27 protein-coding genes and 1 riboswitch are annotated in these 25,911 nt (G+C 55.7%); of the genes, 18 read left to right on the top strand and 9 right to left on the bottom strand.

Annotation, left to right across the window (positions count from 1 at the left end):
* Positions 1–62 precede the first annotated feature (62 nt).
* From KO486_RS15120 to KO486_RS15165, 10 genes are all read left to right on the top strand, one after another.
* Complete coding sequence (locus KO486_RS15120; RefSeq protein ID WP_216038107.1) at positions 63–1,076, top strand: PhoH family protein; 1,014 nt, start codon at positions 63–65, stop codon at positions 1,074–1,076.
* Positions 1,077–1,124: 48 nt separating this feature from the next.
* On the top strand, positions 1,125–1,577 hold the full coding sequence (ybeY, locus tag KO486_RS15125) for an rRNA maturation RNase YbeY (RefSeq protein WP_216038368.1): 453 nt from the start codon (positions 1,125–1,127) through the stop codon (positions 1,575–1,577).
* Positions 1,578–1,625: 48 nt separating this feature from the next.
* Positions 1,626–2,513: a hemolysin family protein gene (locus KO486_RS15130; protein ID WP_216038108.1), complete on the top strand. Its 888-nt coding sequence runs from the start codon at positions 1,626–1,628 to the stop codon at positions 2,511–2,513.
* Positions 2,506–4,044: an apolipoprotein N-acyltransferase gene (gene lnt, locus KO486_RS15135; protein WP_216038109.1), complete on the top strand. Its 1,539-nt coding sequence runs from the start codon at positions 2,506–2,508 to the stop codon at positions 4,042–4,044. The genes KO486_RS15130 and lnt overlap by 8 nt, the downstream gene beginning before the upstream one ends.
* A gap of 15 nt (positions 4,045–4,059) precedes the next feature.
* A riboswitch (SAM-SAH riboswitch) is annotated at positions 4,060–4,108 on the top strand.
* A gap of 6 nt (positions 4,109–4,114) precedes the next feature.
* Positions 4,115–5,296 (top strand): methionine adenosyltransferase, encoded by a 1,182-nt coding sequence (gene metK / locus KO486_RS15140; protein ID WP_216038110.1) that lies wholly within the window; start codon positions 4,115–4,117, stop codon positions 5,294–5,296.
* A 10-nt stretch (positions 5,297–5,306) separates the two neighbouring features.
* A complete protein-coding gene (locus tag KO486_RS15145) occupies positions 5,307–5,810 on the top strand; it encodes an ABZJ_00895 family protein (RefSeq protein ID WP_216038111.1) in 504 nt (167 codons plus the stop codon).
* A gap of 31 nt (positions 5,811–5,841) precedes the next feature.
* The gene (locus KO486_RS15150) at positions 5,842–6,543 is read left to right on the top strand and encodes a tRNA (guanine(46)-N(7))-methyltransferase TrmB (RefSeq protein ID WP_216038112.1); all 702 of its coding nucleotides are present in this window, start codon (positions 5,842–5,844) and stop codon (positions 6,541–6,543) included.
* A gap of 149 nt (positions 6,544–6,692) precedes the next feature.
* A complete protein-coding gene (aroA, locus tag KO486_RS15155; RefSeq protein WP_216038113.1) occupies positions 6,693–8,045 on the top strand; it encodes a 3-phosphoshikimate 1-carboxyvinyltransferase in 1,353 nt (450 codons plus the stop codon).
* Positions 8,042–8,521: a hypothetical protein gene (locus KO486_RS15160; RefSeq protein ID WP_216038114.1), complete on the top strand. Its 480-nt coding sequence runs from the start codon at positions 8,042–8,044 to the stop codon at positions 8,519–8,521. Before aroA ends, KO486_RS15160 begins: the two co-directional genes overlap by 4 nt.
* On the top strand, positions 8,518–9,126 hold the full coding sequence (locus KO486_RS15165; RefSeq protein WP_216038115.1) for a d(CMP) kinase: 609 nt from the start codon (positions 8,518–8,520) through the stop codon (positions 9,124–9,126). Before KO486_RS15160 ends, KO486_RS15165 begins: the two co-directional genes overlap by 4 nt.
* Positions 9,127–9,129: 3 nt before the next feature.
* Here the strand turns inward: KO486_RS15165 and KO486_RS15170 are convergent, their stop codons facing one another.
* A complete protein-coding gene (locus KO486_RS15170) occupies positions 9,130–9,777 on the bottom strand; it encodes a histidine phosphatase family protein (protein WP_216038116.1) in 648 nt (215 codons plus the stop codon).
* Positions 9,777–10,445 carry a hypothetical protein gene (locus KO486_RS15175; protein ID WP_216038117.1) on the bottom strand — a complete coding sequence of 223 codons (669 nt, stop codon included), beginning with the start codon at positions 10,443–10,445 and terminating at the stop codon, positions 9,777–9,779. Before KO486_RS15175 ends, KO486_RS15170 begins: the two co-directional genes overlap by 1 nt.
* Positions 10,446–10,524: 79 nt before the next feature.
* On the opposite strand from KO486_RS15175, the gene KO486_RS15180 reads away from it, so the two are divergent.
* Both KO486_RS15180 and KO486_RS15185 read left to right on the top strand, forming a co-directional pair.
* Positions 10,525–11,688: a DUF2130 domain-containing protein gene (locus KO486_RS15180; RefSeq protein ID WP_252734823.1), complete on the top strand. Its 1,164-nt coding sequence runs from the start codon at positions 10,525–10,527 to the stop codon at positions 11,686–11,688.
* Positions 11,689–11,802: 114 nt separating this feature from the next.
* On the top strand, positions 11,803–12,456 hold the full coding sequence (locus KO486_RS15185; protein WP_216038118.1) for an NAD(P)H-dependent oxidoreductase: 654 nt from the start codon (positions 11,803–11,805) through the stop codon (positions 12,454–12,456).
* 57 nt (positions 12,457–12,513) lie between these two features.
* Here the strand turns inward: KO486_RS15185 and KO486_RS15190 are convergent, their stop codons facing one another.
* Positions 12,514–13,086: a TetR/AcrR family transcriptional regulator gene (locus KO486_RS15190; protein ID WP_216038119.1), complete on the bottom strand. Its 573-nt coding sequence runs from the start codon at positions 13,084–13,086 to the stop codon at positions 12,514–12,516.
* A gap of 104 nt (positions 13,087–13,190) precedes the next feature.
* Between KO486_RS15190 and KO486_RS15195 the strand changes: the two genes are divergently transcribed.
* Positions 13,191–13,760 (top strand): carboxymuconolactone decarboxylase family protein, encoded by a 570-nt coding sequence (locus KO486_RS15195; RefSeq protein ID WP_216038120.1) that lies wholly within the window; start codon positions 13,191–13,193, stop codon positions 13,758–13,760.
* A gap of 109 nt (positions 13,761–13,869) precedes the next feature.
* On the opposite strand, the gene KO486_RS15200 is transcribed toward KO486_RS15195, so the two are convergent.
* The 6 genes from KO486_RS15200 to KO486_RS15225 form a co-directional block, all read right to left on the bottom strand.
* Positions 13,870–14,727 (bottom strand): fumarylacetoacetate hydrolase family protein, encoded by an 858-nt coding sequence (locus KO486_RS15200; RefSeq protein ID WP_216038121.1) that lies wholly within the window; start codon positions 14,725–14,727, stop codon positions 13,870–13,872.
* 72 nt (positions 14,728–14,799) lie between these two features.
* Positions 14,800–15,744 carry an ABC transporter substrate-binding protein gene (locus tag KO486_RS15205; protein WP_216038122.1) on the bottom strand — a complete coding sequence of 315 codons (945 nt, stop codon included), beginning with the start codon at positions 15,742–15,744 and terminating at the stop codon, positions 14,800–14,802.
* A 67-nt stretch (positions 15,745–15,811) separates the two neighbouring features.
* Positions 15,812–16,819, bottom strand: a complete 1,008-nt coding sequence (locus KO486_RS15210; protein WP_216038123.1) for an ABC transporter permease — start codon at positions 16,817–16,819, stop codon at positions 15,812–15,814.
* Positions 16,816–18,342, bottom strand: coding sequence for a sugar ABC transporter ATP-binding protein (locus KO486_RS15215; RefSeq protein ID WP_216038124.1), 1,527 nt, complete (start codon positions 18,340–18,342; stop codon positions 16,816–16,818). Before KO486_RS15215 ends, KO486_RS15210 begins: the two co-directional genes overlap by 4 nt.
* Positions 18,343–18,372: 30 nt before the next feature.
* Positions 18,373–19,119 (bottom strand): SDR family oxidoreductase, encoded by a 747-nt coding sequence (locus KO486_RS15220; RefSeq protein ID WP_216038125.1) that lies wholly within the window; start codon positions 19,117–19,119, stop codon positions 18,373–18,375.
* A 14-nt stretch (positions 19,120–19,133) separates the two neighbouring features.
* Positions 19,134–20,657 carry an altronate dehydratase family protein gene (locus KO486_RS15225; protein ID WP_216038126.1) on the bottom strand — a complete coding sequence of 508 codons (1,524 nt, stop codon included), beginning with the start codon at positions 20,655–20,657 and terminating at the stop codon, positions 19,134–19,136.
* Between the two features lie 80 nt (positions 20,658–20,737).
* On the opposite strand from KO486_RS15225, the gene KO486_RS15230 reads away from it, so the two are divergent.
* The 5 genes from KO486_RS15230 to rpsA all read left to right on the top strand — a co-directional run bounded on the left by KO486_RS15230 (position 20,738) and on the right by rpsA (position 25,719).
* The gene (locus tag KO486_RS15230; RefSeq protein WP_252734825.1) at positions 20,738–21,457 is read left to right on the top strand and encodes a GntR family transcriptional regulator; all 720 of its coding nucleotides are present in this window, start codon (positions 20,738–20,740) and stop codon (positions 21,455–21,457) included.
* An 11-nt stretch (positions 21,458–21,468) separates the two neighbouring features.
* Positions 21,469–22,518, top strand: a complete 1,050-nt coding sequence (locus KO486_RS15235) for an aldo/keto reductase (RefSeq protein ID WP_216038127.1) — start codon at positions 21,469–21,471, stop codon at positions 22,516–22,518.
* Positions 22,508–22,939 (top strand): RbsD/FucU domain-containing protein, encoded by a 432-nt coding sequence (locus KO486_RS15240; RefSeq protein WP_216038128.1) that lies wholly within the window; start codon positions 22,508–22,510, stop codon positions 22,937–22,939. Before KO486_RS15235 ends, KO486_RS15240 begins: the two co-directional genes overlap by 11 nt.
* Positions 22,936–23,754, top strand: a complete 819-nt coding sequence (locus tag KO486_RS15245; RefSeq protein ID WP_216038129.1) for an amidohydrolase family protein — start codon at positions 22,936–22,938, stop codon at positions 23,752–23,754. The genes KO486_RS15240 and KO486_RS15245 overlap by 4 nt, the downstream gene beginning before the upstream one ends.
* Before the next feature lie 240 nt (positions 23,755–23,994).
* On the top strand, positions 23,995–25,719 hold the full coding sequence (rpsA, locus tag KO486_RS15250) for a 30S ribosomal protein S1 (RefSeq protein ID WP_303435379.1): 1,725 nt from the start codon (positions 23,995–23,997) through the stop codon (positions 25,717–25,719).
* Positions 25,720–25,911: the final 192 nt, after the last annotated feature.

Below are 25,911 nucleotides of genomic sequence, written 5' to 3' on the forward strand. Positions count from 1 at the left end.
GATGGCTTGCGTGTTCGCCCGCGACCCGCCACCATTGAAGAAACCAAACGCCGGAGAGTTGATTGACTACGACAACGCTACCCCCGACACCGTACGAAAAAGACGCAGCACCAGTCGTGCTGGAGTTTCCTGATAACTTCCTTTTGATCGACCTGTGCGGCGAACATGACCGCCACCTCGCTGACATTGAGCTTAAACTCGGCGTGCAGGTTCTGCGCCGTGGAAATCAATTGTCTATTCACGGTGAACCCGCAGCACAGAAAGAAGCCGCCGAAGTGCTGCAATCTCTTTATGAACGCCTTGAGGCGGGGCGTGCCGTGGAGATGGCCGATATCGACCGTGAAGTGCGCATGGGATCGTCCGAAAAGGGAACCGGATCCCCTGTTGGAGACCAGATGGATTTGGGAGTCGGTGATCGGGTTGAGATCAAGACCCGCAAAAAGCTGGTCGAACCCCGCACCGATGCCCAGAAGGCTTACGTCAAATCCTTGTTCAAGAACGAGCTGGGGTTTGGCATTGGTCCCGCTGGGACAGGCAAAACCTATCTGGCGGTCGCTGTCGGGGTGAACCTGTTTATTGGCGGTCATGTCGATAAGATCATCCTCAGCCGTCCTGCGGTCGAAGCGGGTGAAAAACTTGGTTATTTGCCCGGTGACATGAAGGACAAAGTCGATCCGTATATGCAGCCGCTTTACGATGCCTTGAATGACTTTTTGCCCGCCAAGCAGGTGGAAAAGCTGATTGAGGAAAAGAAGATCGAAATCGCGCCGCTTGCCTTTATGCGCGGGCGGACCCTCAGCCGCGCTTTCGTGGTGCTGGACGAAGCCCAGAACGCAACAACCATGCAGATGAAGATGTTCCTGACCCGTTTGGGTGAAGGGTCTCGGATGGTGATTACGGGCGACCGGACCCAAATCGATTTGCCGCGCGGCGTTAGTTCGGGCTTGCGGGACGCAGAGCGGCTTTTGGCCCATATTCCCAAGATTGACTTCAACTACTTCACGTCCAAGGACGTCGTGCGTCATCCGCTTGTTGCGGCGATTATCGAAGCCTACGACAAAGACGACCCGAAATAGGCCCCGCCCGTGACAGTCGCTGACATTATCGTTGAGGATGACCGCTGGATGGAAAACCTAGCCCCGCTGGCTGAGCAAGCGGTAGTGGCTGCTTTGGGGGGCGTTGGGTTAGACGCTGGGGCATTTGAGGTCAGTATTCTGGCCTGTGATGATGCCCGCATCGCCGCGCTCAACGAAGATTTCCGTCAAAAGGGCAGTGCGACCAATGTACTGTCATGGCCATCTGATGAGAGGGCCGCCGAAGATGACGGCGAAATGCCTGATCCGCCAAACCTTCCGATGGACGCCGAATTGGGTGATATTGCCATTTCCTACGATACTTGTGCGCGCGAAGCCGCCGAGGCGGGCAAGCCATTTGAGCACCATGTGATCCACCTTTTGGTGCATGGAACCCTTCATTTGTTGGGCTTTGATCACATACGTGACGGGGACGCCACGCTTATGGAGGGTTTAGAGACAGAAATCCTTGGTAAACTGGACATCCCTGACCCATATTCGTAAGGACAGTATCTTGGTCGCAGTATGCGGCCGCATTTGGAAACGGAGACAATGGGCGACACCACTGACGGACCTTCTAGCGCAGCGCAAAGCGCGCTAAGTGATACCCAAATTAGCAAGAGTAAGCGCGGCTTTTTCAGCCGTATTGTCGAGGCGCTTAGCCCCTCGGACACCCCCGAAGATATTACCCCCGTAACAGGATACTCGCCGCCGCTCGAAGCGCGTGGGATGATGAACCTGCGCAGCATGCGGGTCGAAGACGTGATGATCCCCAAAGCCGATATTGTGGCTGTTCCGGTGACGATCAATCGTGATGACTTGGTGCAGGTGTTTCGCGATAGCGGGCTGACACGTTTGCCCGTGTTTGACGGGACGTTGGACACGCCCATCGGGTTTGTGAACCTCAAGGATTTCGCGCTGACGCACGGATTTAACGGGCGATCCAAAGCATTCAATCTACGTGATCTTGCGCGAACTTTGTTGTTTGTACCGCCATCTATGCCGCTAGGAGTCCTGCTTCAAAAGATGCAGGCGGAACGTATTCACATGGCATTGGTCATTGATGAATACGGTGGGTCTGACGGACTGGTAACCATCGAAGATCTGATCGAACAGGTCGTCGGTGAAATCGAAGACGAACATGACGCTGATGAAGACACTCTTTGGGTCTTAGAGAAGCCAGGTGTCTTTATGGTCGAAGCCAAGGCGCCGTTGGATGAATTTGAGTCCGAAATTGGTATGCCTTTGACGGAACACGAAGAGATCGACGAAGAAGAGATCGACACATTGGGCGGCCTTGTTTTCATGTTGGCCGGTCATGTGCCTGCACGCGGCGAAGTGATCGTTCACCCTGAAGGTCCTGAGTTTGAAGTGGTCGAAGCCGACCCTCGCCGCATTAAACGACTGCGCGTCCGACTAACAGGGACAAGCAGTGGCTAAGCTGCACCCTAGCAATCTGGCGCAACGGTTTGCTGCTTGGCCACGCGTGGCGCGCATTGCCGGACCTGTCGTGTTGGGGGCTCTGGCTGCTCTCGGCCATGAAAGTTGGGCGACCGGTTTTTGGTGGGTCACGATCCCGTTCATTTTGGCGTTGCTGAGCTTGCCAGCGGCCTCGAAAAAGGCCGCATCGTTTGGCTGGCTCCTTGGGGTTGGTTACTTTGCCGTGACATTAAGATGGATTGTCGAACCGTTTCTTGTTGATCCGGTCCGTCATGGTTGGATGGCGCCCTTTGCGATCCTATTTCTGTCGGGTGGATTAGCCTTGTTTTGGGGGGCTGCGTTCTGGTTGGCGCGGTGGTTTTCAGTTGGGCGGGCGAATGCCATGCTTTGGTTGCCGATCACATTGACCCTTGCCGAACTTATGCGCGGTCACGTTTTCACGGGGTTCCCGTGGGGGTTGCCGTCTTACACCTTGATTGGCGGCGTCGGGGATGTGTGGTTCGCTTGGGTCGGGCCTTATGGCACGACTTTGTTATTGTTGGGTCTTATCGGAGTGGTTGCCTATAGTTTGCATCGCGGATGGACGTTGATTTGGCCGGCTTTGGTTGGGTGTCTGTTTGCCACGCTTGGTTTGCAGGCGCTCACGCCGCAAGCGCCAGAACCGAATAGGGATGTCACACTTCGTCTGGTTCAACCGAACGCGCCGCAGCATCAAAAGTGGGATCGCGACTGGATGCCAGTTTTCTTTGAACGCGCGATTGCCCAAACGAGCGCAGGTGATCCACCCGACGTGGTTATTTGGCCGGAAACATCAATTCCGTCGTTGTTGAACTATGCCCAACCCTTGATCGAACGGATGTCGATTGCCGCGCGTGGCGCCCCCGTTGTGGCGGGCATTCAACGCGAAGACGCCAACGCCTACTTCAACTCCGCCATTGTAATCGAGGGGCCGACGACCGTTGGCGACATTATGGATAAGGCCCATTTGGTGCCGTTTGGTGAATATATTCCGCTGGCCCATGTTCTGGTCCCGCTTGGGCTTGGCACTTTGGTTGAGCAAGTCGCAGGATTCACAGCAGGGCAGGGCGATGGGTTGATGGAGATCGACGGGTTTGGCCTTGCACGAGTCCTGATCTGTTACGAAGGGATTTTCCCTGAAGAAATCCAACGTGGTGACGTGCGGCCCGATGTTTTGTTGATCCTGACGAATGATGCATGGTTTGGGACGAATGCTGGCCCTCGCCAACATCTGGTGCAAGCGCAGGCGCGCGCGATTGAACAGGGCTTGCCTGTCATCCGTGCTGCGAATACTGGAATTTCCGCCGTTATCGATGCGCGTGGTGAAATCGTTGATAGCTTGCCGCTGAACGAGGCCGGTTATCTTGACGCTCATGTCCCCAACGCTTTGCCGCCGACGGCCTATGCGCAGATCGGGGATTGGCCGTTGTTGGTGTTGCTGGGCCTCTTCTTTTTGCTGGGGCTTGTGCGACGTCGCGTTATAGCCGTTGACCCATTGGTTGAGCAGGGATAGGCGGAACCAACCTTAATCCATCCACAACGGCTTCCTGACGTGGATTGGCATATGAACTGGAGCACTTCTCATGGCACGTCAAAACTATACCTTTACGTCGGAATCCGTTTCCGAGGGGCATCCCGATAAAGTCTGTGACCGTATCTCGGACGCGGTCCTAGATGCGATGATCGCGATCGAACCCGAAGCACGCGTGGCCGCGGAGACCTTCGCGACGACAAACCAAGTTGTTATCGGTGGAGAGATTGGCTTGTCAGACCCGACCCGCCTGACGGCGATGATGGGTGATATAGACCAGATTGCCCGCGATTGCATCAGAGACATCGGGTATGAGCAGGACAAGTTTCATTGGAAATATTGCAATGTGCTGAACCTGTTGCATGAACAGTCCGCGCATATTGCTCAAGGCGTCGATGCCGCTGGTAGCAAAGACGAAGGCGCTGGCGATCAGGGCATCATGTTCGGCTACGCTGTGAATGAAACGCCAGAATTGATGCCGGCCCCAATTCACTACGCCCATGCCGTGCTGCGTCGTTTGGCTGAGGTCCGCAAGAACGGAACTGAACCGACGCTTGGCCCTGACGCTAAATCCCAGCTGTCAGTTCGGTATGAAAACGGTGTGCCTGTTGGGGTGTCGTCGTTGGTATTGTCGACCCAGCACCTAGACGAAAACATGACCAGCGCAGATGTGCGCGCCGTGGTGGAACCTTATATCCGTGAAGTTCTGCCGGAAGGTTGGCTTGATGATCAAACTGCGTGGCACGTGAACCCGACGGGTAAGTTTGTCATTGGTGGACCTGATGGTGACGCGGGCCTGACGGGGCGCAAGATTATCGTTGATACGTATGGCGGTGCCGCACCCCACGGCGGCGGCGCGTTTTCTGGCAAAGACCCGACCAAGGTGGACCGCTCTGCTGCATATGCGGCGCGCTATCTGGCCAAGAACGTTGTGGCGTCTGGGATGGCGGAACGCTGCACTGTGCAGTTGTCCTATGCCATTGGCGTTGCTGCTCCGCTGTCTATTTACGTGGATACGCACCAGACAGGGACTGTTGAGGCTGCGGCGATTGAGGCTGCGATCCCGAAGGTTATGGATTTGACCCCGCGCGGCATTCGCACACATCTGCAATTGAATAAACCGATCTATCAGCGCACGGCTGCTTACGGGCACTTTGGCCGTAAACCGGATGCGGATGGCGGGTTTTCATGGGAAGCCACTGATCTAGTTGAAGTTTTGAAAAAAGAAGTTTGAGGAAGTTACCATGACCAAGTCATTTGGGTTCTACTGTACGCGTTTTGTTATCTATTCTGTTGCCGTCATTTTGATGTCTGTGGCGATTATTTGGGGCGCATATGCTTTCGCGCCTGACCTTGCGGCGACCTTCTTTCAGGGCGGCAGTGGAACAGGTATGGGTATCGTGACGGTCTTGTTGCCAGCGATGCTTGTTGCGCAGCAGTTTTACAAACATGAACAGCGCCGTATGACTTCTGGCGAAGGGTGGTCGATGGCATTTGTGTTCACGGTTCTGACATTTGCGGTGAGCGCTGCAATGATTTGGGTTGGTACACTGATCGTTCCGTTGACGGACGTCGAGCGCGGTACAATGGCGGACATGTGGAACAATGACAGCCAATTGTTGATGATGATTGCAGGGGGCTTTGCAGTTTTCCTGATCCTTGTGATCAAGCTGATGCTTTGGTCTGGTGTGCGCGGTGAAATCAAGAAAGCGGAACGTCTGGCCGCGAAAGCAGCGCGCAAAGCTTGAGAATGTCGGACGGCAAAGCTAAAGGGCAGGGATGAAACATCCTGACCGTCCGCATCGCAATTTCTATGGCCGCCTAAAAGGCAAACATCTGAAGGATAGCCAAAAGGGCTATCTGGAAGATGATCTTGCGGCTTTGTCCCCTGGTCTTGTGGATTGGGACGTGAACCCAACCCGCGAAAACCTTGATTTGCAGGGTTTGTTCGGGGGCAGTGATACGTGGCTTGAGGTTGGCTTTGGCGGTGGTGAACACGTGATCCATCAAGCGGCTGATAATCCGAACGTCGGGATCATCGGTTGCGAACCTTATATCAACGGCGTCGCGATGTTGTTGGGCAAAATCCGCAATGCGAGCGTTGATAATCTGCGCATCTACCCGGGTGATGTGCGGGACATGTTTGATGTCTTACCGGACGCATCTATTTCCAAAGCGTTCCTGTTGTATCCTGACCCTTGGCCCAAGGCGCGTCATCACCGTCGCCGCTTTGTAACGCCAGAACATCTTGAACCACTTGTGCGGGTTTTGAAACCAGGCGCGGAGTTTCGTGTTGCGACAGATATTCCGGATTATGTGCGTCAAACGCTAGAAGAAGTTCCGAAGGCTGGGTTTGAGTGGCTGGCCGAAGGGCCAACCGATTGGCGCACACCTTGGAGCGATTGGATTTCCACAAGGTACGAACAAAAAGCTCTGCGTGAGGGTCGCACACCCCATTATCTGACGTTCCGAAAGCGGTAATCGCCGTGATCGAATGGGCTGCGCCCATCCGATCCGCTGGGGGCTGTTTGCCCCCAGACCCCCAAAGGTATTTCTGAAACAAAGGCAAGGGGCGTGGACCTTGCGGCGTGTGCAGTTTATCAGGCGCTAACAGTTTTGAAGGACACACTATGTCGAGCCATGGCGACCCTATTCCAATGACATCCCGCAAGGGCGGCCCTTTGAAGGGCGAAGCCCATGTTCCCGGTGATAAGTCGATTTCGCATCGGTCGTTGATTTTAGGTGCGATGGCCGTCGGTGAGACAAAGATTTCCGGTCTTCTGGAAGGGCAGGACGTGTTGGACACGGGCCGCGCTATGGAAGCGTTTGGCGCTGAAGTGATTAACCACGGCGGTGGAGAATGGTCCGTGCATGGTGTTGGTGTCGGCGGGTTTTCAGAACCTGACACTGTGATCGATTGTGGAAACTCGGGCACGGGTGTTCGATTGATCATGGGGACAATGGCAACCAGCGATATTACGGTGACGTTTACGGGGGATGCGTCTTTGAACGGGCGTCCCATGGGGCGCGTGACGGATCCTTTGGCCTTGTTTGGCACACAGGCCGTTGGCCGTGAAGGCGGCCGTCTGCCGATGACGATTGTTGGTGCGAAGGCGCCCGTGCCGGTGCGCTACACCGTACCGATGCCGTCCGCGCAGGTGAAATCAGCTGTTTTGTTGGCAGGGTTGAACGCCCCCGGTGAAACTGTGGTCATCGAAAAAGAAGCAACGCGCGACCATACCGAGCGGATGTTGGTGGGTTTTGGTGCAAAGCTAAGCGTTGAAGAAACCGACGAGGGGCGCGTTATTACGCTGGTGGGTCAGCCTGAGTTAAAGCCACAGACGATTGTAGTGCCGCGCGACCCAAGCTCGGCAGCGTTTCCTGTGTGTGCCGCGTTGTTGGCCGAAGGGTCTGACGTATTGGTCCCCAATATCGGGCTGAACCCGACGCGCGCTGGGCTGTTCTACACCCTCCAAGAGATGGGTGCAGATCTGACATTCGAAAATATGCGTGAAGAAGGTGGTGAGCCTGTTGCCGATCTGCGCGCGCGGTATTCACCTGATATGAAGGGCATCGAAGTGCCTCCTGCGCGGGCTGCGTCGATGATCGACGAATACCCAGTTTTGTCAGTGGTCGCGGCCTTTGCGAAAGGCGACACTGTGATGCGCGGCGTCAAAGAATTGCGCGTCAAAGAAAGCGACCGGATTGATGCTATGGCCAAAGGGCTGCGGGCGGCTGGTGTGGCTGTTGATGAGGGCGATGATTGGTGGATCGTTACAGGTGCGGGCTTTGGCAATGTTGAGGGCGGCATAACCGCAGCCAGCCAGTTGGATCACCGTATCGCGATGTCGTTCCTTGTGATGGGACTGGCCACGAACAAGCCGATGTCGGTGGATGATGGCGGCCCGATTGCCACATCGTTCCCGATTTTTGAAGGCCTGATGAAAAATCTGGGCGCGGGGATCGTGCGGCAGAACGCATGATTTTGGCCCTGCGCAGGGTTTCGGGGTGGACCGCGATTTATGCCTATCTGATGATGGGGGCGGTTTTGTATTTCCGCGTCTTGCCGGGGACAGATTGGCATTGGCCGCCGGATTTTCACCTGACAGGGTATAGCGCCCAAAGCATCGCACCCTTTCTTGAAGCCCTTAGTGGGCGGATACTGGATGGTTATGCGCGAGTACTTGGCCTCTACGACCGGATATTCATTGTGGCTCTTGCGTGCTGGATGGCTCTCGTCGGGTGGCGCGGATCGGGGATCCGGTATTTTGTTGTCGGGTTGGCGTTGGTTTACGCCGCCATTGATCTGTCCGAAAATGCGGCGTTGTTGCGGGTGATCAGGGCGGATCAGCCATCTTTGGCGATGGTCGATATCGCGCATCATTTAACATTGGCGAAATTTGCGGCACTCTATCTTTGTGCGCTGGTTTTGATTGTGCACCTAAGGAGATCGGTATGAAGTTCACGGTTGCTATCGACGGGCCTGCGGCTGCAGGCAAAGGAACCATTTCCAAAGCGGTTGCCGCGCATTTTGGGTTTGCCCATCTGGACACAGGCTTGTTGTACCGCGCCGTTGGGGCAAAGGTGCTGAACGGGGCGGACCCGTTGCAAGCGGCACAAACCCTTGAGGCGATTGATCTGGACGCCACGCATCTGCGCACGCCTGAAGTCGCGCAAGCGGCCAGCCGTGTTGCAGTGGACAGCGATGTCCGCGCGGCCTTGACCGCGTTTCAAATACAGTTTGCCGGGCGCGATGGTGGCGCGGTACTGGACGGGCGCGATATTGGAACCGTCATTTGCCCGAACGCAGATGTTAAACTGTTTGTCACAGCCAGTGCCGCAACTCGTGCGCAACGACGGCTGGATGAGCTGACTGCCAATGGGATGGGTTTGGATTTCGAACAGGTTCTCGCCGATGTGCAGGCGCGTGACAAACGAGACAGGGAGCGCGAGACGGCGCCATTAAAGCCTGCGGAAGATGCGATACAGTTGGACACGTCTGACATGAGTGCCGAGGATGCCATTGCGCAAGCGATTGCGCACATCAAATCCAAGCACGGCTAAAGTCTAGATGTGGGTCCGATGATCCGAGAGGCTTGGCGCGTCTAGGTGCGGTATTCCGTTGAAGGTCATCAGAAACGTGCCCTCCGGACGGATGCGGAAACGATGCAGCGAAGAATTGTAGATCGGCAAAAGCACATGGGCCATTTGGTGTGTGCTGAGGCCGAGTGCGCCGCGCATCACCATGCCAATAACGCCACCAGATGTGACGCAAAGCACCCGTTTCCCAGGTTTGGTGGCTTCTTGCAGCGCCGTGAGGATGCGGGTTTCGAATGTTGCAAAGGGTTCGGCACCATTGATCGTCGCCTTTTCCCACGCGGCCAAGGTTTGCGGCATGTGCACTGCAAATTCATCGGCGCTGTTTGGGGGCTCTACGCCGTGATGCAGCTGCATATCCCGAACAAGGGCGAAATATTCCATTTCGTTCAGGCGTTCATCAAAGCGTTCTGGAGCATAGCCCATTCCTGCGGCGGTTTCGCGGTGACGTCGCATCGTGCCTGCTAAAATTTGGTCAAAGGGGGCCTCGTGGTCGCGCATCCAATCGCCCAATAGCTTGGCTTGAACGTGACCTAGGTCTGACAGGCGGTCATAGTCTTCTTCCGTCTCGGCGCCTGTGTTGGCTTGCCCGTGTCGAACCAAATAAAGCTCACCCATTAGTTTTCCCGTTCCATTTCTTTTGCCAAGTCAGCCCAAAGACTGGCCGAACGTGCGCTGGTGCATTCGAGCGCATTGAGATCGATGGCCCAGCCGCCGATGTCGCGCGACTGCATTTCACACTCCGCAATGTTGCGCAATTGAAGTTCCCGGATTAGCGGGTCGTCTGGGGCAGCCTGTTCGACTTGGTCCTTCCAGAACGCATCGTTGATGAGCGCCAGTTCACCGCATTCGATCCAGTTGATCCCGCAGTAAATATCCAGCCGTAAGGGCACGACGCCCTCGTCAATCATGATGTCGGAGGCAACGGTGACGCAATGGTTTGGCGGGAAGGGTTCGTCTTCAGGCAGGGTTGCAATGGCTGTCGCATCGCATCCCACGTTAATTGCGATAGAGGCTGCCAAGGCGGGCAGGCCTTCGTCCTCAAAAGGGGCTACACATGTTTCGGCATCTGTAAAACCGCACTCGAATGCGGCCCATGCGACGGCGCGTTTCAAGGCATAAGCCGCGCTGAGGTCTTTTTCGCAATTGCGCGCGAGATCGGGGCGATCTGGGTCCGCGACACAGGTGTCCAAAGTTGCTTCATACGTAAAAAGCAATGGGCGCGGCGTCCAATCGGCGGCGACGAGCGAAGGTAAAAAGGCCATCAAGGCAAGCAATCGAAACATTGTGCGACAATGACCTACCACCGCTGGAGGCACAATCGGTGACGTGCTAGGAGTTGGGCAATTCCCAGCCGAAAGCACCATGATGTCTGACCTCACGATCACATGCCCGACTTGCAACAGCGAGATCGAACTGACCGAACAACTTGCCGGACCATTGTTGGCGGACAATCAGAAACGATTTGCGGAAACGCTGGCGCGACAAGAAGCCGACGCTGCCCGCGCCGTCGCCGACGCCAAAGCACAAGCCTTGGCGGCCGGTAAAGCGGAGGCGAACGCCGAGCAGGTCGCCATGACAGAACGCTTGAAAGAACAAGACGCCAAATTGCGCGAGGCCCAAGCTGCAGCGACCAAGGCGATGAAACGAGAACAGGAACTGCAGGACAAAGAAGCAGAACTTGAGCTGACTGTCCAAAAAATGATCGCGGCGGAGCGCGAAGCGATGGGCGAAAAGCTGGCCAAGGACGCCGAAGAAAAGGCCGCACTGAAAGTTGCCGAACAGGCGCAGATGATCGAGGGCATGAAAAAGCAAATCGAAGCGCTGAAACAAAAATCTGAACAAGGATCGATGCAGACCCAAGGCGAAGCGGCGGAAATTGTTCTGGAAGACACGCTTGCGCAAGCATTTCCGATGGACGGCTTCTCTCCCGTGGCTAAGGGGCAAAGTGGTGCAGATGTGCAGCAGGATGTCATGGGGCAGGGCGGCATTGCGGGGCGTATCCTTTGGGAAAGCAAACGCACGAAGAACTGGACTGCGGGTTGGCTGGCCAAGCTGCGGGACGATCAACGGAGCAGCGGGTGCGAGATCGCCGTGATTACGTCGGTGGCCCTACCGGACGGCATCGACAGTTTTGGCATCGTCGACGGTGTCTGGGTGTGCGCGCCGCGCTATGCCATTCCGCTGGCAACGTCGTTGCGCCAAGGCCTCATTGAGGTTGCGGGCGCCAAAGGGCGCGCGATGGGGCAGGAAACCAAGATGGAAATGGTTTACGATTATCTGACGGGAACCCAGTTTAAGCAACGGATTGATGCCATCGTTGAACGGTTCGAAGACATGCAAGACAATCTACGCAAAGAACGCGTGTTCATCGAAAAGCAATGGGCGTTGCGCGCGAAACAGATTGATTTGGTGATTGCGTCGACCGTCGGAATGCATGGGGACCTTCAGGGAATTGCGGGCCGATCCATGCCCGAAATCGAAAGCGTGGATGGCTTGATGATTGGTCAGGACCGCGACCTCGACTAGTCACGCAAATACGCACATTAAATGTGTGTGTCGGGGCATTGCGTACACGGGGAAACACCCTACTTGTCGCTAGGAAGCACTCAATGCGGGTGCAGCGATTAAAAGGATTCTCCGATGTTAGATGCACTTCCCTCTACGCTTTCAGACGCTTTGCAGTGGCGTTATGCCGTGAAAAAGTTCGACCCCTCAAAGCCAGTCTCAGACGACAAGATTGACGCTATTCTGGATGCGATCCAATTAGCGCCGACATCCAGCGGCTCGCAACCGTTCAAAGTTTTTGTCATTCGCAATGATGATGTGCGCGCCAAATTGCGCGCGGTGTCGTTTGACCAACCACAGGTGACGGACAGCACGGCATTGCTCGTTTTTGCGGCTTGGGAAAACTACAGCGAACAGCGGATCGACGATGTCGTTGATGTTCACGCGGAACAACGCCCCGGCACGCGCGAGATGCTCGAAGGGTATTACGGCAACCTGAAGGCCATGTATTTGCCTCGCGATCCCTATGTGAACTTTGAACACGCGGCACGCCAATCCTACATTGCGCTTGGATTTGCGATGTATACGGCTGCACAGATGCAGATCGACACAACACCAATGGAAGGTTTTGACGCCGCCGCTGTTGATGAAATTCTTGGGCTGTCGGATCAAGGGCTGAAAGCTGTGAGCTTCCTCGCGGTCGGCACGCGCGCGGATGAAGGTGATTGGCTGGCGCCGATGGCAAAAGTCCGCAAAAGCAAAGATGTCCTGTTCGAACGGATTGATTGATTCCTTCGAGCACGAATACACCGCCGATCAGCACATGTTGGTCGGCGGTTTTACATTTTAGAGCCGCGCAAGGCTTTGCGCGATTTCATTAACAGTACTGGCGCTGTCATGTCCTGGCCGTTCTGCCGAAATACGCATCCCCAATAGGTCAGATTGATACCGGCGTGCGAGACGCGCGGGATCATGCGTGTCGCCGATCTCCTGATTATCCTGTGCGGCTGAAAACAAGGCGGCAAAACGGTTTTCCATCGTGTTGAGGTGTGCGTTTGCGTGATCGGCAAGCGGGTGATCATGCGGTGACAGTTCGAGCATGGTTTTGACCAGCATACAGGCCCGTGCGGCGGCGGCATCGTTTTCGATGATATGGCGGGGGTAGGCCTGCAATGCGCCCAGAGGGCCACGGTCCTGCGCCAATGCCTCGAGGGCGGCAGCCCCGTCTTTTGCGTATTGATCCAAAGTCAGTTGATACAGCGCATCCTTGGACCCAAAAGCGGCATAAAAGCTGCCCGGTTTGAGGTTCAGCGTCTTTTCCAGATCCTTAAGGGACGTTCCAGCCCAGCCCTGCTTCCAGAACACGTCGCGGGCGCGGCGGATGAGATCGTCTCGGTCATATGATGGTTTACGTGGCATGTTTCGTGCTGATCACAATATTGTTGAGCGGTTACTCAATTATATACTTGAGTGATCGCTCAAGAAAGGGCAAATGTCAGTCATCAACTCAAACGGAGATTCCCATGACCGACTTCCCATCCTACGACCTCGATACAGCGCCCGAAGCATCCAAGCCTTTGCTGGAAAAATCCCAAGCGGCGTTTGGCCGTCTTCCTGGCTTGCACAAGGTCATGTCCGGTAGCCCGCAGGCGCTTGAAGGGTACCAAGTGCTGCACAAGCTCGCGACTGAGACTGATTTTGACGCGGACGAAATCACTGTCGTTTGGCAGACCATCAACGTCGAAAACGAATGCCACTACTGTGTGCCAGCCCACACAGGCATCGCGAAGATGATGAAAGTCGATGACGCGTTGTCCAACGCATTGCGCGACGAAGCGCCACTGCCAACAGCCAAGCTGGAAGCTCTGCGCAAGTTCACACTTCAGGTTGTCCGCCAGCGCGGTTACATCGAAGACGCACAATTCGAAGCGTTTTTCGCAGCGGGTTTCACACACCGTTCCGCATTGGATGTGGTTCTGGTCGTAGCGCAGAAAACTATGTCCAACTACATCAACCACTTTGCCAAAACACCAGTGGACGAAGTGTTCCACCCGCTGCTTTGGACACGTGGCGATACACCTGTTGAATCCTAATAATTCGATCTGTTCTGTTGCAGGAACACAAGAAAGGGACGCCCTCGGGCGCCCCTTATATTTTGAGTAACGAAATGGGGGTTTCGGTGCCTAAAACTCGGTTCCGGCCTTACGCGAATTTGCGGACGGACTGCGTTTGGACGCCAAGGCCGTCAATCCCAAGGCGCATGGTTTCACCACCTTTGAGGTAGGTTTGCGGGGTCAGTCCCATGCCAACACCCGGAGGTGTTCCCGTTGAGATCACATCACCGGCTTGCAGGCTCATGAATTGTGAACAATAGGCGATCAGATGTGGCACCTTGTAAACCATCGTGGATGTGGTCCCGTTCTGATGACGTGCGCCGTCCACCTCGAGCCACATGTGCAGGTTGTCATAATCGCCAACTTCGTCCGGTGTAACCAGCCATGGCCCCAATGGGCCGAACGTATCGCAGCCTTTGCCTTTGTCCCACGTGCCGGCCCGTTCGATCTGATACTCACGTTCTGAGACATCATTTACGACACAGAACCCCGCAACATGATCCATCGCGTCGGCCTCGTCGATATAAGCGCCGCCCTTACCGATGACGACGCCAAGTTCAACTTCCCAATCGGTTTTTTGGGACCCACGCGGAATAATGACATCATCGTTAGGGCCAACGATGGACGAAGTCCATTTGCTGAAAATGACAGGTTCAGGCGGCACTTCTAGGCCGCTTTCAGCCGCGTGATCGGCGTAGTTCAAACCGATACAAATGAATTTTCCGGTTTGACCGACGCAAGGCCCAAGGCGCAAATCGTCCTGTGGGGTGCCGTCCACGATGGGCAGGGCCGCGATGTCCAAGGCTTTAAGTCGCGCGATCGTTTCGGGCAAAAGCGCCGCGGCTGCGATATCACCGACATGATTAGACAGATCACGAACGCGGCCTTCCGCATCAAGACAACCAGGTTTTTCTTGGCCCGCAGGCCCGTAGCGCAATAATTTCATGTGGTCCTCGGACGTTAAGAGAATAGGTGTCGCAGCCCGAAAAAAGGGAAACGGGCTGCGACGATATTTAGATCAATCGTAAAGAACAGCCGCGATGTCCGCGTCGTCCATGTTGTCGGCGTCATAATAGTAGAAGCCCGTATCGATGATTTTCGGAACCGTTACGCCATTGATTGTATCAACCGCGGCTTTCACTGTTTCATAACCGATACCCACTGGGTTCTGCGTAATCGCACCCGCCATGAGCCCAGAACGCACTGCGGCTTTTTGGGCCGCACCACTATCATACCCGATGATAACTACGTCCGAACTGCTTTCGGTGACGCCGTTCACGATGCCAATCGCAGACCCTTCGTTCGCGCCGAACAGGCCCTTGATGTCAGGGTTGGCTGTTAGGATCGACTTTGTGATCTCGGTTGAGATCAGGTGGTCACCACCGCCGTACTGGATCGAAACGATTTCGATGTCAGGGTACTTGGCTTCAACTTGATTGACGAAGCCGTCGACGCGTTCAATGCCGGTGACGCTGGTTTGGTCATGGGAAATAATCGCGACCTTGCCAGCACCGCCGATGGCCTCTGCCATCTTGTCAGCAGCCAGCGCAGCAGATGCGAGGTTGTCCGTGGTACAGGTCGTGACAGGAATGTCGCTGGCAACGCCACTATCAAAGGCGATAATTGGAACGCCAGCTGCATCGATTTCACGCAACATCGGGATCGATGCTTGACTGTCCACAGCGGCAAAACCAACGGCTGCCGGATTTTTAGCAAGAGCAGCGGCGAGCATATCAATCTGACGATCTACCTGACCTTCGTTGTCGGGGCCTTCAAACGTGACCTCAACGCCGAACTCCTCAGCGGCCTGTTCAGAGCCCAGCTTTACGGCCTGCCAGAACTGGTGTGAGAAGCCCTTTGAGATAAGTGGGATGTAGTGCCGAGTCTGGCCAATTGCGACCGTTACGCTGGCCATGACCGTCGTAGCACCCATGCCCGCGAGCATTGTTCTTCTGTTCAACATTTTTTTCTCCTCCAAGATATATGTGTTGATCGTTTGGTTATCGTCAGGGGCTTAGGGCCCTCTTGTTTTAGCTTTGTTTGCGGCGTCTTACGGTGTCGGCGTAGACGGCGAGAATGATGATTGCTCCGGTCACAACGGTTTGCCATTCTTGAGCCACGGACAGGATCCGCAAGCCGTTCAGCAGCACCGCCATGATAAGTGCCCCGATCAGTGTGCCCAAAATTGTCCCGCGTCCGCCCGAAAGCGACGTGCCGCCGATAACGACCGCTGCGATGGCCTCGAGTTCATAACCAAGACCAAGAGCGGGTTGCGCGGAATTCAAACGCGACGCGATGATCAAGCCAGCGATACCGACGATGGCTCCGGACAGGGTGTAGATCGCGATTTTCCAGTTATTTGTGTTGACGCCAGACAGGCGCACAGCTTCTTCGTTGCTGCCCAAGGCAAAGCAATAGCGCCCAAGGACGGTGCGGCTCAGGATGTAGGATGTTGCGCCAGCCACAAGGAACAGGATCAACACGCCATTGGGGATCGGAAGCGCCGGGAACACTTCTCCGATCAAGGACCCTCTGGAAATCAGATCAAAACCCGGCGTGTCGTTGAAATAGATCGGGCGGGTGCCGGAAATCACAAGGCTAAGTCCCTTGAGGATCAGCATCATCCCGAGTGTTGCGATGAAAGGGGGGATTTTCATGCGCGCAACGAAGGTCCCCGACAAGAACCCGCAGAACGCGCCGGTGGCAATCCCCGCAAGAACGCCGATCGGCAGGGGCATTCCGATGTTGGTCAAAACCACACCAGTCATTACGGCCGTAAACGTCATCAAAGTACCAACGGACAGATCAATGCCGCCCGTAATGATCACCAAAGTCGCCGCAATCGCCAGCACGCCGTTTACGGATGTCGCTTGCAGGATGGCGATCATGTTAGATGTTTGCATGAAGTTCGGGGACGCGATGCTGAACCCGATCAACAGAATGACAAGGCTGGCAAACGCGAGGATCTTTTGAAATGCCCCACCTGCCGCGAGTTTGGCCAAAGTGCCTTGCGTGTTGGTATTGATGGTCGCAGTCATTGTGTCGTTTCCTCGGTTTGTTCGGCCAGACCGTCGGTCTGTGTGGCGAGTTTCATGATGTTCTCTTGGGTGGCCTCTTCGCGCGGCACGATCCCTGTCAGTCGGCCTTCACACATCACGGCGATGCGGTGGGACAGGCGCAGAATTTCGGGCAGTTCAGACGAAATTACGATGATCGCGCGGCCTTGTGCGGCCAAGTCTTCGAGAAGCGCATAGATTTCGGATTTCGCGCCAATGTCGATGCCGCGCGTGGGTTCGTCGAAAATCAGAATGTCGCAGTCACGCAGTAACCATTTGGCGATGACGACCTTTTGTTGATTGCCCCCCGATAGAAAACGCACTTCTTGCATGTCCGACGGAGTGCGGATTCCAAGACGGTCGATATATTCGAGAGCAACGCGTTCCATCGCGGTTTCGTTCAAGACACCTGAGCGCCCCGCAAACCGCCCTAGATCGGCCATCGCAATATTGGCCCGCACGGTCATGTCCACCGCGAGGCCAAAGTGTTTGCGATCCTCTGAGAGATAGCCGATGCCCGCCTGAACCGCTGTATGCGGTGTTCTGATGTTGACTGGCTGCTCATGCACGAGGATTTCGCCACTGTCGCGCGGGTCCGCGCCAAAGATGATCCGTGCAACCTCGGTTCGGCCTGCGCCCATCAGGCCCGCAAACCCCAGTATCTCGCCCTTGCGGACATTAAAGCTTACGTCGCGTACCTCAGATCCGCGTGACAAATTGCGAACTTCGAGTGCGACAGGGCTTTGGGACGTATCAGGGATGTCTGGCGTGTCTTGGGTCACTTCGCGGCCAACCATCAGTTGGATAATTGTGGAGAGGGGCGTGTCGGCGGCTTGAACGGTGTCGATATAGGCGCCGTCGCGCAGGATCGTAACGCGATCTGCAATGCGTTTGATCTCATCCATGCGGTGGCTAATGTAAACAATGCCAACGCCGTCGTTCTTCAACTTGTCGATGACCTTGAACAACTCGTTGATTTCTGTGTCGTTCAGCGCGGCGGTGGGTTCGTCCATGATCAGAACGCGCGGGCTGTAGGACAACGCCTTGGCAATTTCGATAAGCTGCTGGCGTGCGATTGTCTGGGTGCTGACCTGCGTGCGCGGATCCATTTTGAGATTCAGAGACGCGAAAATCTCAGCCGTTTGCGCGTTCAGCGCGGCTTCGTCCAAGCGTCCGAAACGGCGGCGTGGTTCGCGCCCGATCAACACATTTTGCGCCGCTGTCAGGTCGTTCATCAGGCTGAGTTCTTGGTGGATAATCCCGATCCCAAGGTCCTGCGCCGCGCGCGGCCCGTCTGGGGCCGCGGGCTTGCCATCCACGAGCATTTCGCCCCCGTCACGGGCGTAGATGCCGGACATGATTTTCATCAGGGTCGATTTACCAGCGCCATTCTCGCCCATTAGGGCGTGAACTTCGCCGGGGCGTAGATCAAACTGCACATCCTTCAGGGCATGAACCCCGGGAAATCGCTTTTCGATCCCTTTCATTTCGACCAAGTTCGTCATGTTTTTCCGGCCCTCCCAAGCCACGTCACGCTAGATCGTGCAGCCGCCATCGACCAAAACAGATTGACCGGTCATGAACTGGCCATCGTTGGACAACAGCAAGACAATCATCGGCGTTAGATCATCAACAACGGACAAGCGCCCCATGGGTTGGCGTGCGATGAAATCTTTTTCGGCCTGAACGGGGTCTGGTGCCTCGGCAATACGACCCTGCAAGGCAGGTGTGTTGACCGTCCCCGGGCAAAGAGCGTTACAGCGCAGGTTTTGGGCGACAAAATCCGCCGCAATCGCCTTGGTCAGCCCGATGACCGCGGCTTTGGTTGCGCCATAAGCCGTGCGATTGATGAACCCCTTTTCGGAGGACGCCATGGACGACATGTTCAGGATGGCTGCCGTGCCTTCGCTGCCTGCACGGCGCAACAATCCGGGCGTGAACGCACGACACATACGCACCATCGAGGTGACATTGAGGTTGAGCGAAAAGTCCCATGCGGCATCGTCAAGTTCCAGAATAGAGCCGTGATGGACGACGCCTGCGCAATTGAACAGACCGTCCAGATCAGGCAGGTCCGCGGCCAATGCATTGATCGCATCCACATCCGTGACGTCCAGAACGCGGGTTTCGATGCCGTCAACACTGTCCAGCTGCGCCAGAAGGTCCGCGTTAATATCCGTGGCGATCACGCGCGCGCCTTCAGCCGCACAGGCCCGCGCGCTCGCCGCGCCAATTCCTTGGGCCGCAGCGGTGATCAATATTGTCTTATTTTTCAGCTTCATGTCGTTCCCCATTTTCACATCACCGCACCGATCTGCCACGGCACGAATTCTACTCCACCAAATCCAAGGTCTTCACTTTTCGTTTGTTCGCCGGACGCGATGTTTATGAACATCTCAAAAATCTCGCGGCCCTTGTCCTGTAGGCTGACACCGTCGCTGACGATATCGCCACAGTTGATGTCCATATCCTCGGACATGCGGGCATACATTTCAGAATTTGTTGCAATTTTTATGCAAGGCGTGGGCATGTAGCCCGATACAGACCCGCGCCCTGTCGTAAAGACGATCAGGTTCGCACCGGATGCAATTTGCCCCGTCACGGAACACGGATCAAAGCCGGGGCTGTCCATAAAGACAAAACCCTTCTTTTCGATCTTTTCGCCAAATAGATACACGTCTGTTAAAGGCGCGCTGCCGCTTTTTGCGACCGCACCGAGAGATTTTTCAAGGATCGTGGTCAACCCGCCGCGTTTGTTGCCGGGGCTTGGGTTGTTGTCCATCTCGCCTTTGTTGCGTGCGGTGTAGTCCTCCCACCAGCGCACGCGATCAATCAGTTTCTCACCGACCTCAACAGACACCGCACGACGGGTCAGAAGATGTTCAGCGCCGTAGATTTCCGATGTCTCGGACAGGATCGTTGTCGCCCCATGCCGCACCAGCATATCAGACGCGACGCCGAGCGCTGGGTTGGCTGTGATGCCGGAATACCCGTCGGACCCGCCGCACTGCATTCCCAACATCAGCTCGGAAATGGGGGCGGGCTTACGCGTGGCAGTGTTCGCCAAAGCGGCCATGCTACGTAGTTCTTCAAGACCCTTATCGATGGTTTTGCGCGTGCCGCCCGTTTGCTGAATGGTCATATAGCGCAGCGCGCCATCGGCCCGAATTTCACGCCCCCCGACAAGGTCAGAGATCTGCATGACCTCGCAACCAAGGCCGATAAGGAGAATGCCACCAAAGTTCGGGTGCTGGGCATAACCGGAAAGTGTGCGAAATAGGGTATCATATCCTTCGTTGTTCCCTGACATGCCGCAGCCCGTCCCGTGAGTGATGGGAACGATACCGTCAATGTTTGGAAAGTCGTCCAGCAGGCCGGATTTCTCGGCGGCTTCAGCAATAAACTTTGCAACCGAACCGGAACAATTCACCGATGTTAGAATGCCTAGGTAATTGCGGGTGCCCACGCGACCGTCAGCGCGGTGGTAACCGTTGAAGGTACGGGCGCTTGATGCTGTGGGCAATGTGTGGGCTTCGCTGGCGTGGGCGTAATCTTGTTCGTGCTCACCCATGCCGAGGTTTTGGACGTGAACGTGTTCGCCAGCTGCGATATCGCGTGTCGCTTGCCCGATAATCTGTCCATACCGCAGCACGTTTTCACCCTGCACGATTGGGCGAAGTGCAACCTTATGCCCTTGTTGCAAGGATTGAAGTGCCGCGTGTCCGGTGTCTCCGATGGCGTCACCCGCAGCGATGTCAGCCAAGGCGATGGCGACATTGTCCTGTTGGTTCAGCGTAAGGAGGCGGGACGGCTGGCTCATATGCTTCATTCCTGTGGCTGGCAGTTCTCAATTTCGATATTGTGTTAACTAGCTTGAAGTTGACGCATCTGTCAACTAACATGTCAGTTGGAGAAACACAGTACGCTATGTCTGAACTTACGCTTGAAATTAACGATTTGGACGGTCCGCTGGGTCAACGCGTCTACACGACCCTGCGCCGCAGTATTCTAGAAATGTCGCTCACGCCGGGGGCGATTCTGCGCAAAGGTGCGCTTTGTGAACAGCTCGGTGTGTCCCGATCCCCCGTCGCCGAGGCATTGGGGCGACTGTCTTCTGACGGGCTTGTCGACATCATTCCGCAATCCGCAACGCGCGTCTCACGATTTTCTATGGCTCAATTGCTTGAGGAGAACTTTCTGCGCGAGGCCGTAGAAGTCGCCGCTGTAGAGCGGGTCGCCCAGAACCGCACCGAGGAACAGCTCAAGCGTCTTTCGCGAAATCTGCGCCTTCAGGGTTTGCTTGTTGACGACAAGGACTTTCAGGGCTTCTTTGAAGCCGATCTGGAATTCCACGAGATGATCTTAGGCTTTACAGGATTCCCCAAAGTGACACTCGTCGCGGAGGAAATGACGCTCCAGCTTCGTCGCGCCCGAATGTTGATGCTTCCTGAGCCTGGACGGCCGGCCCAAGCGGTGGCTGAGCACCAAGCGATCTTTGACGCGATCAAAGCGCAAGATGTCGATGCCGCGCGCGGCGCGATGTCTTTCCACCTTCGGCAAATGGTCAAGCGCATCGAGCCGCTTGAACGGCAGTATCCAGAATTTTTCCACACGACCTAGAAAGGGTCCAAATGAAACTTGCGACAAGAAATGCCCTAAATGACAGGACAAAGGCTCCTGTTTTGTTGTCGCAACTGGGCTTTGGCGGCGCGCCACTGGGGAACCTTTATCGAAAGATTGAGGACGAGGAGGCGCAGGCAACACTTGATGCCGCATGGGACGCGGGGTTGCGGTATTTTGACACCGCGCCGCAATACGGGCTTGGGCGCTCTGAGATGCGCATCGCGGATGCGCTGGAGCGGTTTGACGCCAACGAGCTGATGTTATCAACCAAGGTCGGGCGTATCTTGGAAGACTGCGCCTTAGAAGAAGTCACGCCTGAAGCTTTTGTGGATGTGCCGCAAAAGCGGATCATCTTTGATTTTACATATGACGGGATCATGCGCAGTTACAGCGATAGTGTCGCCCGTCTTCGGAGCGACAAGATCGACATGTTGTTCCTGCATGACATTGACGCGGGCACACACGGGCAAGCGTTTGAAGACAACAACCTGAGCCAGTTATTCAGCGGCGGCGGGTATCGTGCATTGGCCGAACTGCGCGACGCAGGGCGCATTTCGGCCATTGGTGCGGGCGTCAACAGCTGGCAGATTTGCGAACGCCTACTGGGCGAAGCGGATTTCGACGGCTTCTTGCTTGCGGGTCGTTATACGTTGCTTGAACAAGACCCGCTTGAGACGTTCTTACCGCTGTGTCTGAAGCGCGATGTCGGGATCATTTTGGGTGGGCCGTATAATTCGGGTATTCTGGCCACGGGGCCGATCGAAGGTGCGCGCTATGATTACGCGCCAGCCCCTGATGCGATACTTGATCGGGTTCGTGCAATAAAAGAGGTTTGCGATGCCCACGCGACCCCCTTGATAGCGGCGGCGCTTCAATTTCCCTTGGGCCACCCCGCCGTGAAATCGGTGATCCCCGGTGCCTCAAACCCGAGCGAAGTGCGTCAGAACGTCAAAATCTTTGAAACACCTATCCCCGACGCCTTGTGGTCTGACCTGAAATCGCAGGGGCTTATCCGGCAAGATGCTTTGGTGCCAAAGGAGTCCACAAATGCTGCGTAATATCCCCCCCATCTTGTCCCCCGAAATTTTGTGGGCGTTGCGGGCAATGGGCCACGGCGACGACGTTGTCATCGCCGATGCGAACTTTCCGGCAACGGCTCTTGGCGCGCGCGTCCACCGTCTGGACGGTCTGACAGCGACAGATGTTTTGCAGGCTGTTTTGACGGTTCTTCCCATGGACCGCTTTGTCGACAGCCCTGCATTGGTCATGGAAGTGGTCGATGATCCAGATGTGGTGCCGCCCATCGTGGACGAATTTCAGACCATCGCAACCACCACCGCTGACATCCCCGTTACATTGGATCGGCTAGAACGTTTCGCGTTCTACGATCGTGCCAAGACCGCATTTGCCGTTATCCAAACCGGCGAGACACGGCTCTATGGGAATATCATCCTCAAGAAAGGGGTGATCGGAGCATGATTGTCGATGCCCATCAGCATTTTTGGCAGCTTGATCGGGGCGATTACGGATGGTTAACGCCAGATCTGGCCCCGCTTTACCGTGACTTCATGCCCGACGATTTGACACCGATCCTGTCGCAACACGACATCGATGGAACCATCCTCGTGCAAGCGGCCCCGACCATTGCCGAAACAGAGTTTCTTTTGCAAATCGCAGACCAGACGCCCTTTGTGTTGGGCGTGGTGGGATGGACGGACTTTGAGGCCCCTTCAGCCGCCAGCGATATTGATCGGTTGGCGCGGAATCCCAAGCTGGTCGGTCTGCGCCCGATGATCCAGGATATAGCCGAGGACGACTGGATGCTTCGGCCCGAGTTAACCCCTGCATTCGAAGCGATGATAGAGGCTGACCTGACCTTTGATGCGTTGGTCCTGCCGCGACATCTGCCATACCTGCGCCAACTCCTATCGCGACATCCGAACCTACGTACCGTGATAGACCATGGCGCCAAGCCCGATATTTCGAAGGGCGAAATTGACGACTGGGCAAACGACATCGCAGCCCTCGCGAAAGATAATGGTGCCTATTGCAAGCTGTCCGGCCTTTTGACCGAAGCGGGGAAGGATTGGACGCCCGCCAGCGTGGCCCCTTACGTTGCGCATTTGTTTGATCAGTTCGGACCCCGCAGGTTGGTTTGGGGTAGCGATTGGCCGGTTCTGACACTTGCGGCGGGGTATGAGACTTGGATCGATATAGCGACATCTCTGATGCCTGACGAAACGGACCAAGACGCCTTTTGGGGCGGAAATGCCGCCGCCCTTTACAAGATTTAAGCATGGCACGCGGGGCGACTTCTGTTTTGCATGGGCTCGGTTTCGGGCTTTCCCGACGTCGCCAACAACGCTTGCAAACAGGGGCAAACCGGCCTATACGCGCGGCTGTTGATGGGTCGTTAGAACACACAGCTGAGCAGGGTCGGAGTTTCCGGCCCTCTTTTGTTGTTCTGGGACGTATCAGCGAAACCTTAACTTGCACCCACCTTTGGTGGGATAACCTAAAGTCCGGCGGAACCGATCCCGCGCAGGCAAACACATACCGGAAACAGACGCCACATGGCTCAGAACGTATCAATGGACGAGTTTGAAGCACTCTTGAACGAAAGCTTCGAAATCGACACACCTCAAGAAGGTAGTGTCGTAAAAGGCAAAGTCATCGCAATCGAGAATGGCCAAGCTATCATCGACGTCGGCTACAAAATGGAAGGCCGCGTTGACGTAAAAGAATTCGCAAATCCTGGCGAAGCTCCTGAAATCAATGTTGGCGACAGCGTCGAAGTATTCCTTCGTTCGTCTGAGAACGCCCGCGGCGAAGCAGTTATCTCCCGCGAGATGGCACGCCGTGAAGAAGCTTGGGATCGCCTCGAGAAAGCATATGCAGACGAAGAGCGCGTTGAAGGCGCAATCTTTGGTCGCGTTAAAGGTGGCTTCACTGTTGATCTGGGCGGCGCAGTTGCGTTCTTGCCAGGTTCCCAAGTTGACGTACGCCCAGTACGTGACGCTGGCCCATTGATGGGTCTCAAGCAGCCGTTCCAGGTTCTCAAGATGGACCGTCGTCGTGGCAACATCGTTGTGTCCCGTCGCGCAATCCTCGAAGAGTCCCGTGCAGAACAGCGCGCTGAAGTTATCGGCAACCTGACAGAAGGTCAGGAAGTTGACGGCGTGGTTAAGAACATCACTGAATACGGTGCGTTCGTTGACCTTGGCGGCGTAGACGGCCTGTTGCACGTCACAGACATGGCATGGCGCCGTGTGAACCACCCATCCGAGATCCTCACAATCGGTGAGACAATCAAGGTTCAGGTGATCAAGATCAACAAAGACACGCACCGCATCAGCCTCGGCATGAAGCAGTTGCAAGAAGACCCATGGGATGCTGTGGCCGCGAAATACGCGCTGGACACAACACACACTGGTCGCGTGACAAACATCACTGACTACGGCGCATTCGTTGAGCTGGAAGCCGGTGTTGAAGGTCTTGTACACGTTTCCGAAATGTCTTGGACAAAGAAAAACGTACACCCAGGCAAAATCGTGTCTACTTCTCAGGAAGTCGAAGTCATGGTTCTGGAAATCGACGAAACAAAACGTCGCGTTTCCCTTGGCCTCAAGCAGACTCAGCGCAACCCATGGGAAGTGTTTGCAGAAACACACCCTGAAGGCACTGAAGTCGAAGGCGAAGTCAAAAACATCACCGAATTCGGTCTGTTTGTTGGCCTCGAAGGCGACATCGACGGCATGGTTCACCTGTCCGACCTGACATGGGAAGGCCGCGGCGAGGACGTCATCGGCGACTACCGCAAGGGCGACATGGTAAATGCTAAGGTGACTGAAGTAGACGTTGAGAAAGAGCGCATCAGCCTCTCCATCAAAGCTATGGACGGTGACCCGTTTGCAGACGCAACTGGCGACGTGAAACGCGGTACGATCATCACTGTTGAAGTGACTAAGATCGAAGACGGCGGCATCGAAGTCGACTATGAAGGCGCGAAATCCTTCATCCGTCGTTCTGACCTGTCCCGTGACCGTGCAGAACAGCGCCCAGAGCGTTTCGGCGTAGGCGACAAGGTCGACGTTCGCGTCACCAACATCGACGCCAAGACACGTCGTTTGGGCCTGTCCATCAAAGCACGCGAGATCGCGGAAGAAAAAGAAGCAGTTGAGCAGTTCGGTTCTTCCGACTCCGGCGCATCTTTGGGCGACATCTTGGGCGCAGCCTTGGGCAAAGGCGACGACGAGTAATCGATCGTTTCGGCCTGTTTCAGGCCACTTGAAAATGACGAACCCCGTTGGTGAAAACCGGCGGGGTTTTGTCGTTCTGGTGAGAGATCATCGCGAATCGGGCGCGAATGCTGCTCTGCGGCAATTCTCAGGACTCTGGTTGAGGGCCGCTCGAAATGGCAATCTCAGTGGATTAAGACCCGAAAACGTCTG

Source organism: Octadecabacter sp. B2R22 (assembly GCF_018861045.1).
Lineage (GTDB): Bacteria > Pseudomonadota > Alphaproteobacteria > Rhodobacterales > Rhodobacteraceae > Octadecabacter.